Genomic DNA, 14704 nt, shown 5'->3' on the forward strand with positions numbered 1-14704 from the left:
CCCTCCGGGGGCGTCACGGTGAGCGTCATCAGATCGGCACCCGCACCTGGGTGAGGATCGAGCGAAGGATCGCGTCGACGGACACGCCCTCGAGCTCGGCCTCGGGCCGCAGCTGGATGCGGTGCCGGAGCACCGGCAGCACCATCGCCTGCACGTGGTCGGGCGTGATGCCCGTCGAGCCGTTCAGCCAGGCCCAGGCCTTGCTGGCGGCCAGCAGCGCGGTCGAGCCTCGGGGCGAGACACCGAGCTTCACCGAGGGGCTCTGCCGCGTGGCACGGGCGAGGTCGACGATGTAGCCGAGCACGTCGGGGGAGGCCTGCACCCGGGCCACCGCGCGCTGCGCCTGGGTGAGCTCGGCGGCACCGAGCACCGGGGTGACGCCCGCCGCGGTGAGGTCGCGCGGGTTGAAGCCGCCGGCGTGCCGGGTCAGCACGTCGACCTCGACGGCGCGCTCGGGCAGGTCGAGCACGAGCTTCAGCAGGAAGCGGTCGAGCTGCGCCTCGGGCAGCGTGTAGGTGCCCTCGTACTCGATCGGGTTCTGGGTGGCCGCGACCAGGAACGGGTCGGGCAGGGCCCGGGTGACGCCGTCGGCGCTGACCTGGCGCTCCTCCATGGCCTCCAGCAGGGAGGACTGCGTCTTGGGAGGCGTTCGGTTGATCTCGTCGGCGAGCAGGATGTTCGTGAACACCGGCCCCTCGCGGAACGAGAACTCGCCGGCCTTGGCGTCGTAGATCAGCGAGCCGGTGACGTCGCCCGGCATCAGGTCGGGCGTGAACTGCACGCGCTTGGTGTCGAGGCTGAGCGCGTGGCTGACCGAGCGCACGAGCAGGGTCTTGGCGACACCGGGCACGCCCTCCAGCAGCACGTGGCCGCGGGCGAGCAGCGCGATGATCATGCCTGTCACGGCGCCGTCCTGGCCGACGACGGCCTTGCCGACCTCGGTGCGCACCTGGGCGAGGGTGCGGCGCAGCTCGTCGTCGCTCGGGGTGGCGGTGTACTGGTCGGTCATCCGGGGTTCCTCACTGCTTCGCTGGACGTGGGTTCTGCCGCCGCGGTCATCGCGGCCTGTTCGCGGCGACCTGCTGCTCGAGCACGAGCAGGCGGTCGGAGTACTCGATCAGCTCGCGCTCGGAGCGGGGCACGGCGCCGACCAGGATGTCGTGCACCTCGTCGACCCGCCGACCGGTGCTGTTGGCCACCGAGCGGCTGACCTCCACCACCGAGGCGTAGCGCGGCAGGTTCAGCGCGACGGTGAGCCGCGCGATCGTGCCGATGCGCAGGGCGTCGAGGGCCCGGCCGTGCGCCGACTGCCGGGCGTAGAGCCGGGCGCGGCCCTCCATCGTCTCGGAGGCGCGCACGGTGACGGGAAGGTTCTCGACCACGACGGGGCCGAACCGGCGGCCGCGCCAGATGCCGGCGGCGACCGTCGTGAGCAGCAGCACCAGGATGACCGGGGTGACCCAGCCCGGGGTCAGCTCGCCGAGCGTGGGGGTCGCCCCGTCGAAGTCCTCGTAGCCGGGCTGGTACCAGACCAGGGTCTCGTGAGCGCCCAGGAGGCCGAGCACGAGCGCTGCGTTCCCCTGGAGGGCGACCGACCCGTTGGTCAGGGCATCGCCGGCGCCGAGCACGGTCACCGTTCCGTCGCCGGCCGGCTGCTGCAGCACGGCGAAGGAGTCGCCGCCGGCGGGGAAGCAGGTGAGGGTGTCCGTGCCGGCTGCGGCGGCTCCGGCCTCGCCCGCGTCGAGCAGGCGGTAGGCCCAGGAGGGCTGGGAGATCGTTCCGGCGCGCTCGGCGGCCGGCAGCGTGCATCCGGCCGCCACCGAGGCGTCGTCCTCGGCGGCCCCCGCGTTGGCGATGCCGTCGGTCATCGACTCGAGCTCGTCGGAGCCCGGCTCCACCAGCACGAGGTCGGCGCCGCGCTCGGCGAGGCCCCGCACGGCGTCGCGGCCGTCGGCGTCGAGGTAGCCCGAGGCGTCGGAGAACAGGATGCCCGCCCGGCCGCCCGCGACGTCGACCGCCGCCTGCGCCTCGTCGAGCGTGCTGGCCTCGACCACGTCGACGCCCTGCTGGCGGAGCACCTCGGCGACCGCCCGGCTGCCGCTCGCGCCGGCGTTGCCGATCGAGAAGCGCTCGCCGTCGGGGATGCCCGAGGCGCTGGAGAAGACGGTGAACAGGGCGCCGAGGACGGCGAGCACGATCGCGGCGATCCAGAACAGGCGGCGGCGCAGGGTGGTGCGCAGCCGCGGGGTCTCGGTGACGGCGTCGGGCCGGGTGTCGGCGGCCTTGGTGCCGGCGCCGGGGGCGGCATCGGCGGATGCGCGGGCGGGCGCCGGGGGCGGGGCGACGCTCATCGCACCAGCTCGGCGGGCACGGCCTCGAGTGCCGCGGGTCGCTCGGTCTGCAGCCGGCGGTCGAGGCCGACGATGCGGTCGTAGCCGGCCCGGTCTGCCGGGCGGTCGAGGTAGCGCACGCCGTCGAAGAGGGCGGCACCCTCGGCGAGCTCGCCGCCCGCGGCGGGGAAAGCGGTGGCGGCGCGGCGCGAGAAGTCCTGGGCGGTCGTGCCGGGGGAGGTCGTGACGATCGTGCGTTCGGTGAGGCCGCGGGCGAGCCCGCGGAAGGCCTCCTCGACGGCGACCGTGAAGTCGCCGGCGGCGGCCGCCCGGGCGGCGGAGGCGCGGAGCTCGGCGGCCGAGCGGGTGTCGTCGGTGCCGAACAGCCCGCCGATCTCGGCACGGCTGCGGCGGTTCAGCCGGGGGCGGCCGTAGACGAGGAAGACGACGACGAGCACGATCACGACGATCACGACCCCGATCAGCGGGATGAGTCCGCCGAATCCCGAGCCGTCGGGCACCCGGAGCGACGCGAACCAGTCGCCGACCGCCTGGGAGAGCAGGTCGAACCAGGTCGGCTGGGCGGCCTGGTACGGGGCCTTGCTGAGCTCGCCGATCATCCACTCGCGCGCCTCGTCGGCCCCGGGCTCCACCGGCACGTCGGCTGTGGCGGCGGGCAGGGCGGCGGCGAGGGCGGCGATCATGCGCGGCGCTCGGCGGGGAGGGGGCCGGTGGCGTAGGGGCCGGTGCTGTACGGGTCGGGCCAGGAGTCGAGGCCGTCCTGGCGGGACTCGACGAAGCGCTGGAGCTCGATGTCGAGGCCCTCCTTGCGCATCCGCAGATCGAGGTAGACGACGGCGACAGTGGCCGCCTGCACAACCGAGGTGACGGCGCCGAGCAGCAGGGTGAGGGCGAGGAAGAGCACGTACAGCGCGACCGCGGCCACGATCCCCGAGCCGGTGTTGTTCGGGTCGATCACCGTCATGACGACGGGGATGAGGAAGGAGAACGGCGTCTGGATGATCTGGCCCGCGATCGAGAGGATGACCGAGACCAGCCAGATCACACCGAGGGTGCGCCAGAAGTTGCCGTTCGTCAGGCTCCACGAGCGGCGCACGGCGCGCACGACGCCGGCCCGCTCGAGCACGATCACGCTCGGCACGAGGGCGAGCTTCGTGGAGAGCCAGGCGCCGAGCACCACCAGGGCGAGACTGAGCAGCACCGTCACGACGATGCCCACCACGAGGCCGCCGTTGCCACCGACGAGGTTCGCGAGCAGCACGATGCCGACGAGGATCGCGATCACCACGATCACGGCCGCCGCGGTGATCGCGAACCAGCCCGCCAGCGGGAGGGTGCGCTTGAACGCGGCCTTCCAGAGCTCGCCCAGCCGCCGCTTCTCGCCCAGGGTGGCGCGGGCGACCTCGATCACGAGCACCGCCTGCAGCAGGGCCGAGGCGAACAGCGAGAGCGCGAGCGGCACCACGAGCGAGACGAGCACGATGCCGACGCTGCCGGCCGCGACCGCGTCGGCGTCGGCCTGGCCCTCGGCCGAGACCGAGCGCGAGATCGCCCAGAACACGGCGACCCCGACGAAGACGCCGGTGACCAGCACGATCACGAGCTGCACCAGCAGGCCGGAGCCGAAGGTGGCCTTCGGGTTGCGCCGGATCACCTGGAACGGCGCCCCCAGCAAGGTGCCGAAGCCGAGCGGCCGCAGCGGGATGAGGCCCGGCTTGGGCGGCGGGGCCCACTGCGGCGGGGCCGCGTACCCGGTGGGCGGAGCGGCGTACTGCCACGCGGGCGGCCGCTGCTGCCACGCGGGCTGCTGCTGCGGGGGCTGCGGCGGCGCGTACTGCCCGTACTGCGGGGCGGGCGGCTGCTGCTGCTGCTGGGCGTACTGCCCGTACTGCGGCATCGGCGGCACGGATGACGGCGCCGCGGGTGCCGGTGCCACGGGCGGAGGCGTCACGGGCCGAGCGGCCTGCGCATCCGGCCGCTCGCCAAGCTCTTCGCCCGGCTCTCGGTCGGGCTCAGCGCCGGGCGCGGCCCAGCTGCCTCCATCGCTCATCGGCACTCCTCGACCTCTGTGACGACCCGACCCCCACGCCGACGCCCCGACTTGATGCCCCCATGCTTTCACACTCGCTCGGAGTTCGCCCGGCAACCACCCGGGAGCCCGCCGCATCCGCTTGATGCCGCCCCTGCTCGGCTACTCTGGTCGCCATGGACCCTCGCATTCTCGTTGTCGACGACGACACGGCCCTTGCGGAGATGATCGGCATCGTGCTGCGCGCGGAGGGTTTCGACCCCGTGTTCTGCGCCGACGGCTCGGAGGTGCTCGCCGCCTTCCGCGACGCCAAGCCCGACCTCGTGCTGCTCGACCTGATGCTCCCGGGCATGGACGGCATCGAGGTCTGCGGCCTCATCCGTGCCGAGTCCGGCACCCCGATCATCATGCTGACCGCCCGCACCGACACCTCCGACGTGGTGAAGGGCCTCGAGTCGGGCGCCGACGACTACGTGGTCAAGCCCTTCAATCCCAAGGAGCTCGTGGCGCGCATCCGCACCCGTCTGCGCCCCGCGCCCGAGTCGACACCCGAGACCCTGCAGATCGGCGACCTCACCCTCGACGTCGCCGGGCACGAGGTGAAGCGCGGCGCCGAGCGCATCAACCTCACCCCGCTCGAGTTCGACCTGCTGCTCGCGCTCGCCTCCAAGCCCCAGCAGGTCTTCACCCGCGAGATGCTGCTCGAGCAGGTCTGGGGCTACCACTACAAGGCCGACACGCGCCTCGTGAACGTGCACGTGCAGCGCCTGCGCGCCAAGGTCGAGGAAGACCCCGACAACCCCAAGATCGTGATGACCGTGCGCGGGGTCGGCTACCGCGCCGGGTCGTCCTGATGCCGTGAGCGACGGCCGGGGCATCCGTCGCCCCTCGGCCGTGCTGCGCGACTGGCGCTCGTGGCCGCGCCGGATCGTGCGCGCCTGGCGGCGCTCGCTGCAGTTCCGCACCGTCGTCATCACGGTGGCGCTCTCGGCCGTCGCCGTGCTCGTGACGGGCACCTACATGTCGATCTCGATCGGCAACGACCTGTTCCAGTCGCGGCTGCAGCAGGTGCTCGTCGAGTCGAAGAACGCGGCCTCGGCGGCGCAGACCATCTTCGACTCCTCGGATGCGGGGGGCGAGGCCTCGACGATCTCCCTGCTCTCCTCGGCCAAGTCGGCCATCATCGCCTCCTCGTCGAGCCGGCTGATCGCGCTCTACGCCACCCCCGGCCAGTCCACCGGCGAGACCACCGTGCTCTCGTTCGCGAGCCCCGAGCTCGCGGGCAACGGCGTGATCACCCAGCAGCTCCAGGATGCGGTGGCCGGCGACACCGACGACCAGCAGTACTGGCAGTCGGTGCCGCTGCCCAACCAGACGGGCGGCACCGACCCGGGCATCGTGGTCGGCTCCCCGCTCACCATCCCGGGCGCCGGGCAGTTCGAGCTGTACATCGGCTACAACCTCGCCGAGGCCGAGCAGACCCTCGTGTTCGTGCAGCAGACCCTGCTGCTGTCGAGCCTCGCTCTGATCCTCCTGATCGGACTGATCGCCGGGCTGATCGTGCGGCTCGTCGTGAAGCCCATCCGCACCGCCGCCGAGACGAGCGAGAAGCTCGCCGCGGGGCAGCTCGAGGTGCGCATCCCCGAGCGCGGTCAGGACGTCATCTCGACGCTGGCGCGCTCCTTCAACGGGATGGCCGACAGCATGCAGTCCCAGATCACCCAGCTGGCCGAGCTGTCGCAGGTGCAGCAGCGCTTCGTCTCCGACGTCTCGCACGAGCTGCGCACCCCGCTCACCACCATCCGGCTCGCCGGCGACGTGCTCTACGACCAGCGCGAGAGCTTCCCGCCCGCCACCGGCCGCACCGCCGAGCTGCTGCACACCCAGACCGAGCGCTTCGAGCTGCTGCTCGGAGACCTGCTCGAGATCAGCCGCTTCGACGCGGGCTCCGCCTCGCTCGACACCGAGCCCACCAACCTCGTGCGCCTCGCCGAGGACGCCATCGAGCAGATGGAGTCGCTCGCCGAGCAGGCCGGATCGCCCTTGCGCCTGGTGGCACCCGGCGGCTACTTCGAGGCCGAGGTGGATGCCCGCCGCATCCGCCGGATCGTGCGGAACCTCCTCGGCAACGCCATCGAGCACGGCGAGGGCAAGCCGATCGTGGTGAGCGTCGACAGCGACGAGCGCTTCGTGGCGCTGTCGGTGCGCGACTACGGCAGCGGCATGACCGAGGAGGAGGCCGAGCGGGTCTTCGACCGCTTCTGGCGGGCAGATCCGTCGCGGAAGCGCACAATCGGCGGCACGGGGCTCGGCCTCGCGATCTCGCTCGAGGACGCGACGCTGCACCGCGGCGCGCTCGAGGTGTGGTCGCGGCCGGGTGCGGGCAGCTGCTTCCGGCTGACGCTGCCGCGCGTGCAGGGGCGCGTCAGCACGGTCGCCGCGGGTGGGCAGTCGTCTCCGCTGCCGCTGGTGCCCGGCGACGCGTTCGGCGAGGCTCCGGCGGTGGCCGAGCTGCGCTCGCCCACCGGGTCGACGTCGATGGTGGGGGACGACCGTGGCTGAGCGTCTTCTCGCGGTGGGCGGGTCGCCGCGCATCCGCTCGTTCACCCGGTGGCTCGGTGCTCTGCTCGCCCTCGTGGTGCTGGCCGGGCTGGCCGCGTGCACCGGCATCCCGCGCTCGGGTGAGGTGCAGCCGGGCGACGCGATCGGCACCGATGACGACATCGACGTGGTGTTCCTCGCGGAGGGGCCGACTGCCGGGGCGTCGCAGCAGGCCATCCTGAACGGCTTCATCCAGGCGGCGAAGAGCCCGCAGGACGACTACGCCATCGCGCGCCAGTACCTCACGTCCGCGGCAGCGGCGAGCTGGAAGCCCAACGAGAAGACGCTCGTCGACTCGGGCACCCGGCCGACCAGCCGCGGCGACGACCTGACCCTCGACCTGTCGGCGACGCCGGTGGCGACCGTGGACGCCTCGGGCATCTACGCGGCCAGCCCGTCGAGCGCGCCCACCTCGCTGAGCTTCGGCTTCACGCAGCAGGACGGCGAGTGGCGGATCAGCCGGCTCGACGACGGCACCGTGATCGAGGACGTCTTCTTCGACCAGATCTTCAGCTCGTACGCGCTCTACTACTATGACCCGACGTTCACCTACCTCGTGCCCGACCTGCGCTGGTTCGCGACGTCGTCGGCCGTCGGCACGCGGGTGGTCAAGGCGCTGCTGAAGGGCCCGGTCGCCTGGCTCGGCAACGGCGCCGTCGTGACCGCCTTCCCGGAGGGCACCTCGACGACGTCGGTGGTGACCGCGTCGGGGCAGACCCGGGTGGAGCTGTCGAGCAACGTGCTGCAGGCCGACGAGACCGATCTGCGGCGCATGCAGGCGCAGCTGCGCTCGAGCCTCAGCGGGCTCGCCTCGGCCTCGTCGGTGGTGATCTCGGTCGATCAGAACGTCGTGCCGATCCCCGGCTCCGACTCGAACGTGGCCGACGCCACCCCGCGCGTGAACTCGCTGCCGCTCGTGGTCAGCGAGGGTGAGTTCGGCTACCTCAGCGGGGGCGGTGTGAGCCCGATCGACGGCATCAGCGAGGGTGTGCAGTCGGTGCAGCCGCAATCCGCGGCCTACTCGGCCGTTTCGGGAACGGTGGCGGTGAAGGCCGGAAACGGTGCAGTCGTGGCCGTGCGCGAGACCTCGAACGGTGTGCCGATCGTGCAGCAGGTCGACACCCGGCCGGGGCTGATCGACCCCGCCGTCGACCCCTGGGGCTACGTCTGGTCGATCCCGTCCGGCGACCCGACCGCGGTGGTGGCCGCGGGGGCGTCGAACGACGCTCCCCTCAGCATCCCGACCACGTGGGACGGCGCCTCGAGCATCACGAGCTTCGAGATCTCGCGCGACGGCACCCGGGCGCTCGCCTTCCTCGAGGTCGCGGGGGCGCCGAAGCTCGTGGTGGCCGCGGTGATCCGCGACCAGAACGGGGTTCCGCAGCAGCTCGGCCAGGCCGTCGAGCTCGACACCGGGCCGGGCTCGCCGATCGACGCCACCTGGGTCGACCAGTTCTCGGTCGCCTCGGCCACCGGGCTGCCCGGCGAGGTGCGGGTGGTGGCGCAGCAGCTCGGCGGGCGCACGACGAACCTCGGGGCGCCGGCGTCGGCCGTGTCGCTGTCGGGGTCGAACGACCTCGACGGGCTGCGGGTGCTCGGCACCGACGGCAGCCTGCTGCAGCAGCGGGGGAGTGCGTGGCAGGCGACGACGGGCGGGGTGTCTGAGCTGGGGGTGCAGAACTAGGGTTCTGGTTCTGGTTCTGGTTCTGCACATCTCCTCGGCGGTGTCACTTCTGCACAGAATCGCGGATGCGCGGCTGCGCTGATCTCGTCTGCTGCAGCCTGGGCGCATGACGTCCTCTCCTGCTCTTGGCGGCTGGCTCGCCGAGGCCGCCGCCGTACTGTCGCCTGTGTGCTGTGCCGGATGCGGAGCTGCCGATGTCGGCGTGTGCCCCGAGTGCCGCGTCGCGCTCAGGCCGTCGCTGCAGCGGGTGCGGGCGGGGCCGGTCTCCGTGCTGGTGGCTCTCGAGTACGGGGGCGTCGTCGCGCACGTGCTTGGGGCGGTGAAGGAGCGGGGACGCACGGATGCGCTGGGGGTGCTGGCGGCACCGCTGGGGGTGGCGCTCGCGTCGGCGCTGGCGTCGGCTGGTGGTGCTGCGGTGCTCGTGACGGTGCCGTCGGCGCGGGCGGCGGTGCGGCGGCGCGGGTTCCGGCCCGTCGAGGAGCTGGTGCGGCGATCCGGGGTGGGGCGCGATTCGGTGCGCCCGCGTGGGCGCCCGGTGCGCGGGGGCCTCGTGCTGGTTCGGGAGGTGGCGGATCAGGCGGGGCTGGGGGTCGAGGAGCGTCGGGTGAACCTCGAGGGGGCGCTCCGGGCATCCGCTCGTCTGGCCGGCCGGCACGTGCTGATCGTCGACGACGTGCTGACCACCGGAGCCACGCTGCTCGAGGCGCGGCGGGCCCTCGAGGCCGTCGGCGCGCGGGTCGAGGGGGCCGTCTGCCTGGCCTACACCAGGCGGCGCGACGGCCGCGGCGAACCCCAGGTGACACGGAGGCGACCGGCAGGGAGTTAACCGGTGACTATCCGGAGCGGGCGTACTACGGTGAGGGTCACAAGGCGCGAACGGTCCCGGCTTGTCGGGGCTGCGCCACCCAATATGGCTAGGAGGTCTCCATGGAAGTCAACATCACTGGAAGAAACCTAGGGATCACGGATCGCTTTCGCGAGTACGCGAGCGAGAAGGCGGAGAAGGTCGCGCATCTCGCCGACAAGGCTCTCGCCCTCGAGATCAAAGTGAGCCGCCACAACTCGGCCAACGGCACGCAGAGCGGCGACGATCGGGTGGAGCTCACGCTCATCGGCCCCGGCCCGCTGGTGCGTGCCGAGTGCGCCGCCTCCGACAAGTACGCGGCGTTCGACCTCGCGCTCGCGAAGCTGATGCAGCGGGTGCGCCGGGCGAAGGACCGCAAGAAGGTGCACCGCGGGCAGCACCGGCCCGTGTCGGTGCACGAGGCCACGACGGGGGCGTTCAACGCGCTCGACGTCGAGCCGGCCGGCGCCGACGTGCTCGTCGGGGTGCCGTCGAGTCGCACGGACGACGAGGCCGTGGCGTCGTCTTCTGCGTCATCTGCTGACGCCGAGGACGACTACTGCCCCGTGGTCATCCGCAAGAAGGTCTACGGGGCGGCGCCGATGACGGTCGACGACGCGCTCTACCACATGGAGCTCGTGGGCCACGACTTCTATCTCTTCATCGATTCGGAGACCAACCGGGCCAGTGTCGTCTACCGCCGCAAGGGCTGGGACTACGGCGTGATCGGCCTCGACGAGAACGCCGCCGCGTTCGCCGAGATCACCTCGGAGACCGTCGGAGCCGCCTCCCGCTGAGGTTCGCGCCCCGGCACTGGGGCCACGGAGCACTCACCGAATCTCCCGCCGACGCTCAGGGACGAGCAACTAGTATGGCTATCGCTCATGCGATCCGTACGAGCCCGAAAGCAGTGGGAGAGTCTCCGTGGCCTCAGTTCTCGAAAAGGTCCTTCGTGTCGGCGAGGGCCGCACCCTTCGCAAGCTCCAGGCCTATGCGAAGGCGATCAACGCGCTCGAAGAAGACTTCCAGGCGCTCTCCGACGAGGAGCTCAAGGACGAGACCCCCCGCCTCCGCGAGCGCTACGAGGCCGGCGAGAGCCTCGACCACCTGCTCCCCGAAGCCTTCGCCGCCGTGCGCGAGGCCTCGACCCGCACCCTCGGCCTCCGTCACTTCGACGTGCAGCTGATGGGTGGCGCGGCGCTCCACCTCGGCAACATCGCCGAGATGAAGACCGGTGAGGGCAAGACGCTGGTCGCCACGACCGCCGCCTACCTCAACGCCATCGCCGGCAAGGGCGTGCACGTCATCACGGTGAACGACTACCTCGCCGGCTACCAGAGCGAGCTGATGGGCCGCGTGTTCCGCGCCCTCGGCATGACCACGGGCTGCATCCTCGCCGGCCAGACGCCGGCCGAGCGCCGCGTGCAGTACGAGGCCGACATCACCTACGGCACGAACAACGAGTTCGGCTTCGACTACCTGCGCGACAACATGGCCTGGCAGGCCGCCGACATGGTGCAGCGCGGTCACTTCTTCGCCGTCGTCGACGAGGTCGACTCGATCCTCATCGACGAGGCCCGCACCCCGCTCATCATCTCCGGCCCCGCCTCGGGCGAGGCGAACCGCTGGTTCAACGAGTTCGCGGTCATCGCCACGAAGCTCGTGCCCGACGTCGACTACGAGGTCGACGAGAAGAAGCGCACCGTCGGCGTGCTCGAGCCCGGTATCGAGAAGGTCGAGGACTACCTCGGCATCGACAACCTCTACGAGTCGGCGAACACCCCGCTGATCTCGTTCCTGAACAACGCCATCAAGGCCAAGGCGCTGTTCAAGAAAGACAAGGACTACGTCGTGCTGAACGGCGAGGTGCTCATCGTCGACGAGCACACCGGCCGCATCCTGGCCGGGCGCCGCTACAACGAGGGTATCCACCAGGCCATCGAGGCCAAGGAGGGCGTGGCGGTCAAGGCCGAGAACCAGACCCTCGCCACGGTGACGCTGCAGAACTACTTCCGCCTCTACGAGAAGCTTTCGGGCATGACCGGTACGGCCGAGACCGAGGCCGCCGAGTTCATGAGCACCTACAAGCTCGGCGTGGTCGCCATCCCGACCAACAAGCCGATGCAGCGCATCGACCAGCCCGACCTCGTCTACAAGAACGAGCAGTCGAAGTTCGACCAGGTCGTCGAAGACATCGTCGAGCGCCACGAGAAGGGCCAGCCCGTGCTGGTCGGCACCACGAGCGTCGAGAAGAGCGAGTACCTCTCGCGCCTGCTCGCCAAGCGCGGGGTGCGCCACGAGGTGCTGAACGCGAAGAACCACGCCCGTGAGGCCGCCATCGTCGCGCAGGCCGGCCGCCTGGGCTCGGTCACCGTCGCCACCAACATGGCCGGTCGTGGAACCGACATCATGCTCGGCGGCAACGCCGAGTTCCTCGCCGTCGCCGAGATGAACGCCCGCGGCCTCAGCCCGGTCGAGACTCCCGAGGAGTACGAGGCGGCGTGGGACGACGTGTTCGCCGCGGTCAAGGCCGACGTCGAGACCGAGGCCGACAAGGTCATCGACGCGGGTGGCCTCTACGTGCTCGGCACCGAGCGTCACGAGTCGCGCCGCATCGACAACCAGCTCCGCGGCCGCAGCGGCCGTCAGGGCGACCCGGGCGAGAGCCGCTTCTACCTCTCGCTCACCGACGACCTGATGCGCCTGTTCAACGCCGGCGCCGCCGAGAGCCTGATGGGCCGCAACGGCGTGCCCGACGACCTCGCCATCGAGTCGAAGGTCGTGTCGCGCGCCATCCGCAGCGCCCAGTCGCAGGTCGAGGGCCGCAACGCCGAGATCCGCAAGAACGTGCTGAAGTACGACGACGTGCTGAACCGCCAGCGCGAGGCGATCTACAGCGACCGCCGCCACATCCTCGAGGGCGACAACCTCCAGGACCGCGCGCAGAAGTTCCTCGAGGACGTCATCGAGGCGATCGTCAACGACCACGCCGCCGCCGGCAGCGGGGACGACTGGGACTTCGACGCGCTCTGGGCCGAGCTGAAGACGCTCTACCCGATCTCGATCACCATCGACGAGGTCGTCGCCGAGGCCGGCAACAAGGGCCGCATCAACCGCGACTTCGTGCTGCGCGAGGTGCTCTCGGATGCGAAGCTGGCCTACCAGCGCCGCGAGGAGACCCTGGGCGAGCCCGCCATGCGCGAGCTCGAGCGCCGCGTCGTGCTCTCGGTGATCGACCGCCGCTGGCGCGACCACCTCTACGAGATGGACTACCTGAAGGACGGCATCGGCCTGCGCGCCATGGCGCAGCGCGACCCGCTGGTCGAGTACCAGCGCGAGGGCTTCGCCCTGTTCCAGTCGATGATGGGGCAGATCCGCGAGGAGACTGTCGGCTTCCTGTTCAACCTCGAGGTCGAGGTCAACGCGGCCCCGACCGCCGTCGGTGCCCCCACCGTCGAGGCCAAGGGCCTCGCCCAGCCCACCGCGCCGGCCGAGAAGCTCAGCTTCTCCGCCCCCAGCGACTCGGGCGGCGTCGAGGTGCGCAACCAGCGCGGCCAGATCGAGCAGGCCGCCACGGCGCGGGCGCAGCAGGCGGAGGAGAAGGCGACCCCGCCGGTCGCCAGCGCCTTCGCGCGCGGCGCGGGTTCGGGCTCGGGTGGTGGCGCCTCGGCGTCGTCGGGCGCGTCCTCGTCCGGCTCTTCGTCTTCGTCTTCGTCGAAGGGGTCGAGCTCGGGCTCCGGCTCCGCGGGTGGCGGCCAGAAGTCCTCCTCCGGCGGCCAGAAGTCGTCCGGCCCCTCAGCGGCGAACCGCGCCCAGCGCCGTGCGCAGGGCAAGAAGAAGTAGCCCCGCCCCATCGCACCCCGACGTCCCCACCCGCTCCCGCGGCGTGGGGACGTCGTCGTTCCGCCCCGTCCGGGACGCCGCTCGCCATCGCGCTGAGCCCCGCACCCCGCTTGCCGTCGCGCTGACCCCCGGGCCTCTCTCGCCGTCGTGCTGAGCCTCGGGCCCCGCGCGCCGTCGCGTTGAGCCTCGGGCCCCTCTCGCCGTCGTGCTGAGCCCCAGGCCCCTCTCGCCGTCGTGCTGAGCCCCGGACCCCTCTCGCCGTCGTGCTGAGCCCTGGACTCCACTCGCCGACGCGCTGACCCCCGGACCTCACTCACCGTCGCGCCACTCACCTTCGTGCCACGTGACCACGCGGCGTCGCGCAGGTGGTTGGCGAACGAACACGGGAGACCGACGCTGTAGAGCCACCGGTGGGCGGGATTCGTGCGGATGTCTGCCGCTGATGCGCGCGTTCCCGTCGCCGCTGCCTGCCCGCAAGGGTGGCGAGATGCGTGCGGGCTCGGGGGTGGCTCCCTGATCAGAGGACGTGGACGGCGCTTGCGCGCCAGCGGGGGCCGAGGGCCTCGAGGCGGAGGGCGACAGCGCGGGAGCGGGCTCGGCCGTGCACGATGACGACGGCCTCGACAACGCCGTCGCTCGGTTCGCAGAGCACGGTCGACCCCATGGTGAACGTCAAGCGACCGGGGGACTCGTCGCGGAGAGCGCGGGCCCGACGTGCCAGCACGACGCGCTTCATCAGGTGCGCGTGCACATCCGTCGACAGCCAGCGGGCGATCTGGTCGATGTCGCGAGTGCCGGCCAGCACCTCGACGACGCACCGCGCCAGCGTCTCGGCGAGCGGCCGCGGGTCAGGCAGCAACCCACCCTCGCCGGTACCACGACCCGTATCCGCGCTACGGCTCAGGCCGGCGGTCTCGAGTGGATCGACCTCGTCGTCGAGCAGGGGCGGGGCGGGGGCCGGCGAATCGCGACCCGCTGCGTCGCCCGGCACCAACGCGACGACGGGACTCCCGCCGCCCGGGGGAGCCGGCGCTCCGAACGCGGGCTCCACCCGCACGGCGGTGGCTGGAACCGGCGTCACCACTCTGGTGCGCTCGCGCACCGTCGTGGCGGCGAGGGAGGGAGAGGTCACGGTTGCTCCTTTCGCCCGCATGCTTGAAGTAAGCATTGCTCAACAAGGTGTCGGCGGCTGTACTCAACCAGTGTCGAGATTGCTTGTCCAGATGCGTTTGTGCCCTGTGGAATTCCACCGTCGGGCTTCAGCGCTGAGTGGAAATTGCTCATAACGCCCCCGAAGCTTCCGATGATGGACTGTGTCTCGGAACCACACAGGTTCAGATTTCCGGTCGGGG

11 protein-coding genes are annotated in these 14704 nt (G+C 71.6%); 6 read left to right on the top strand and 5 right to left on the bottom strand.

The genetic code is table 11. The features are described from left to right. Nucleotides 1-28 precede the first annotated feature (28 nt). From HQQ85_RS18695 to HQQ85_RS18710, 4 genes are read right to left on the bottom strand one after another with little or no spacing between them, the layout of a single operon-like run. Nucleotides 29-1009, bottom strand: coding sequence for a MoxR family ATPase (locus tag HQQ85_RS18695; protein ID WP_173184066.1), 981 nt, complete (start codon nt 1007-1009; stop codon nt 29-31). A 46-nt stretch (nt 1010-1055) separates the two neighbouring features. After that, a complete protein-coding gene (locus tag HQQ85_RS18700; protein ID WP_173184067.1) occupies nt 1056-2351 on the bottom strand; it encodes a DUF4350 domain-containing protein in 1296 nt (431 codons plus the stop codon). Further along, complete coding sequence (locus tag HQQ85_RS18705; RefSeq protein ID WP_173184068.1) at nt 2348-3034, bottom strand: DUF4129 domain-containing protein; 687 nt, start codon at nt 3032-3034, stop codon at nt 2348-2350. The genes HQQ85_RS18700 and HQQ85_RS18705 overlap by 4 nt, the downstream gene beginning before the upstream one ends. Next, entirely contained in the window at nt 3031-4401 is a 1371-nt protein-coding gene (locus tag HQQ85_RS18710; protein ID WP_173184069.1) for a glycerophosphoryl diester phosphodiesterase membrane domain-containing protein, read from the bottom strand. Before HQQ85_RS18710 ends, HQQ85_RS18705 begins: the two co-directional genes overlap by 4 nt. A gap of 155 nt (nt 4402-4556) precedes the next feature. On the opposite strand from HQQ85_RS18710, the gene mtrA reads away from it, so the two are divergent. From mtrA to secA, 6 genes are all read left to right on the top strand, one after another. Beyond that, nucleotides 4557-5234 (top strand): MtrAB system response regulator MtrA, encoded by a 678-nt coding sequence (gene mtrA / locus HQQ85_RS18715; protein ID WP_173184070.1) that lies wholly within the window; start codon nt 4557-4559, stop codon nt 5232-5234. Nucleotides 5235-5238: 4 nt separating this feature from the next. Continuing rightward, on the top strand, nt 5239-6942 hold the full coding sequence (gene mtrB, locus HQQ85_RS18720; RefSeq protein ID WP_371741964.1) for an MtrAB system histidine kinase MtrB: 1704 nt from the start codon (nt 5239-5241) through the stop codon (nt 6940-6942). Then, nucleotides 6935-8665, top strand: coding sequence for a GerMN domain-containing protein (locus HQQ85_RS21210; protein ID WP_173184071.1), 1731 nt, complete (start codon nt 6935-6937; stop codon nt 8663-8665). Before mtrB ends, HQQ85_RS21210 begins: the two co-directional genes overlap by 8 nt. Nucleotides 8666-8771: 106 nt before the next feature. After that, nucleotides 8772-9491, top strand: a complete 720-nt coding sequence (locus tag HQQ85_RS18730) for a ComF family protein (protein WP_173184072.1) — start codon at nt 8772-8774, stop codon at nt 9489-9491. A 101-nt stretch (nt 9492-9592) separates the two neighbouring features. Next, nucleotides 9593-10306 (top strand): ribosome hibernation-promoting factor, HPF/YfiA family, encoded by a 714-nt coding sequence (gene hpf, locus HQQ85_RS18735; RefSeq protein ID WP_173184073.1) that lies wholly within the window; start codon nt 9593-9595, stop codon nt 10304-10306. 127 nt (nt 10307-10433) lie between these two features. After that, nucleotides 10434-13352: a preprotein translocase subunit SecA gene (gene secA, locus HQQ85_RS18740; protein ID WP_173184074.1), complete on the top strand. Its 2919-nt coding sequence runs from the start codon at nt 10434-10436 to the stop codon at nt 13350-13352. Between the two features lie 517 nt (nt 13353-13869). Here secA and HQQ85_RS18745 read toward each other — a convergent pair. Beyond that, on the bottom strand, nt 13870-14484 hold the full coding sequence (locus HQQ85_RS18745; RefSeq protein ID WP_371741965.1) for an Rv3235 family protein: 615 nt from the start codon (nt 14482-14484) through the stop codon (nt 13870-13872). Between the last annotated feature and the right edge of the window lie 220 nt (nt 14485-14704).

Origin of the sequence: Herbiconiux sp. VKM Ac-2851 (assembly GCF_013205105.1) — a bacterium.
GTDB classification, from domain to species: domain Bacteria; phylum Actinomycetota; class Actinomycetes; order Actinomycetales; family Microbacteriaceae; genus Herbiconiux; species Herbiconiux flava.

Excerpts from the sequence above, each read along its gene's own strand:
- HQQ85_RS18695 (WP_173184066.1), bottom strand. The coding sequence starts at position 1,009 with ATGACCGACCAGTACACCGCCACCCCGAGCGACGACGAGCTGCGCCGC.
- HQQ85_RS18700 (WP_173184067.1), bottom strand. The coding sequence starts at position 2,351 with ATGAGCGTCGCCCCGCCCCCGGCGCCCGCCCGCGCATCCGCCGATGCC.
- HQQ85_RS18705 (WP_173184068.1), bottom strand. The coding sequence starts at position 3,034 with ATGATCGCCGCCCTCGCCGCCGCCCTGCCCGCCGCCACAGCCGACGTG.
- HQQ85_RS18710 (WP_173184069.1), bottom strand. The coding sequence starts at position 4,401 with ATGAGCGATGGAGGCAGCTGGGCCGCGCCCGGCGCTGAGCCCGACCGA.
- mtrA (WP_173184070.1), top strand. The coding sequence starts at position 4,557 with ATGGACCCTCGCATTCTCGTTGTCGACGACGACACGGCCCTTGCGGAG.
- HQQ85_RS18730 (WP_173184072.1), top strand. The coding sequence starts at position 8,772 with ATGACGTCCTCTCCTGCTCTTGGCGGCTGGCTCGCCGAGGCCGCCGCC.
- hpf (WP_173184073.1), top strand. The coding sequence starts at position 9,593 with ATGGAAGTCAACATCACTGGAAGAAACCTAGGGATCACGGATCGCTTT.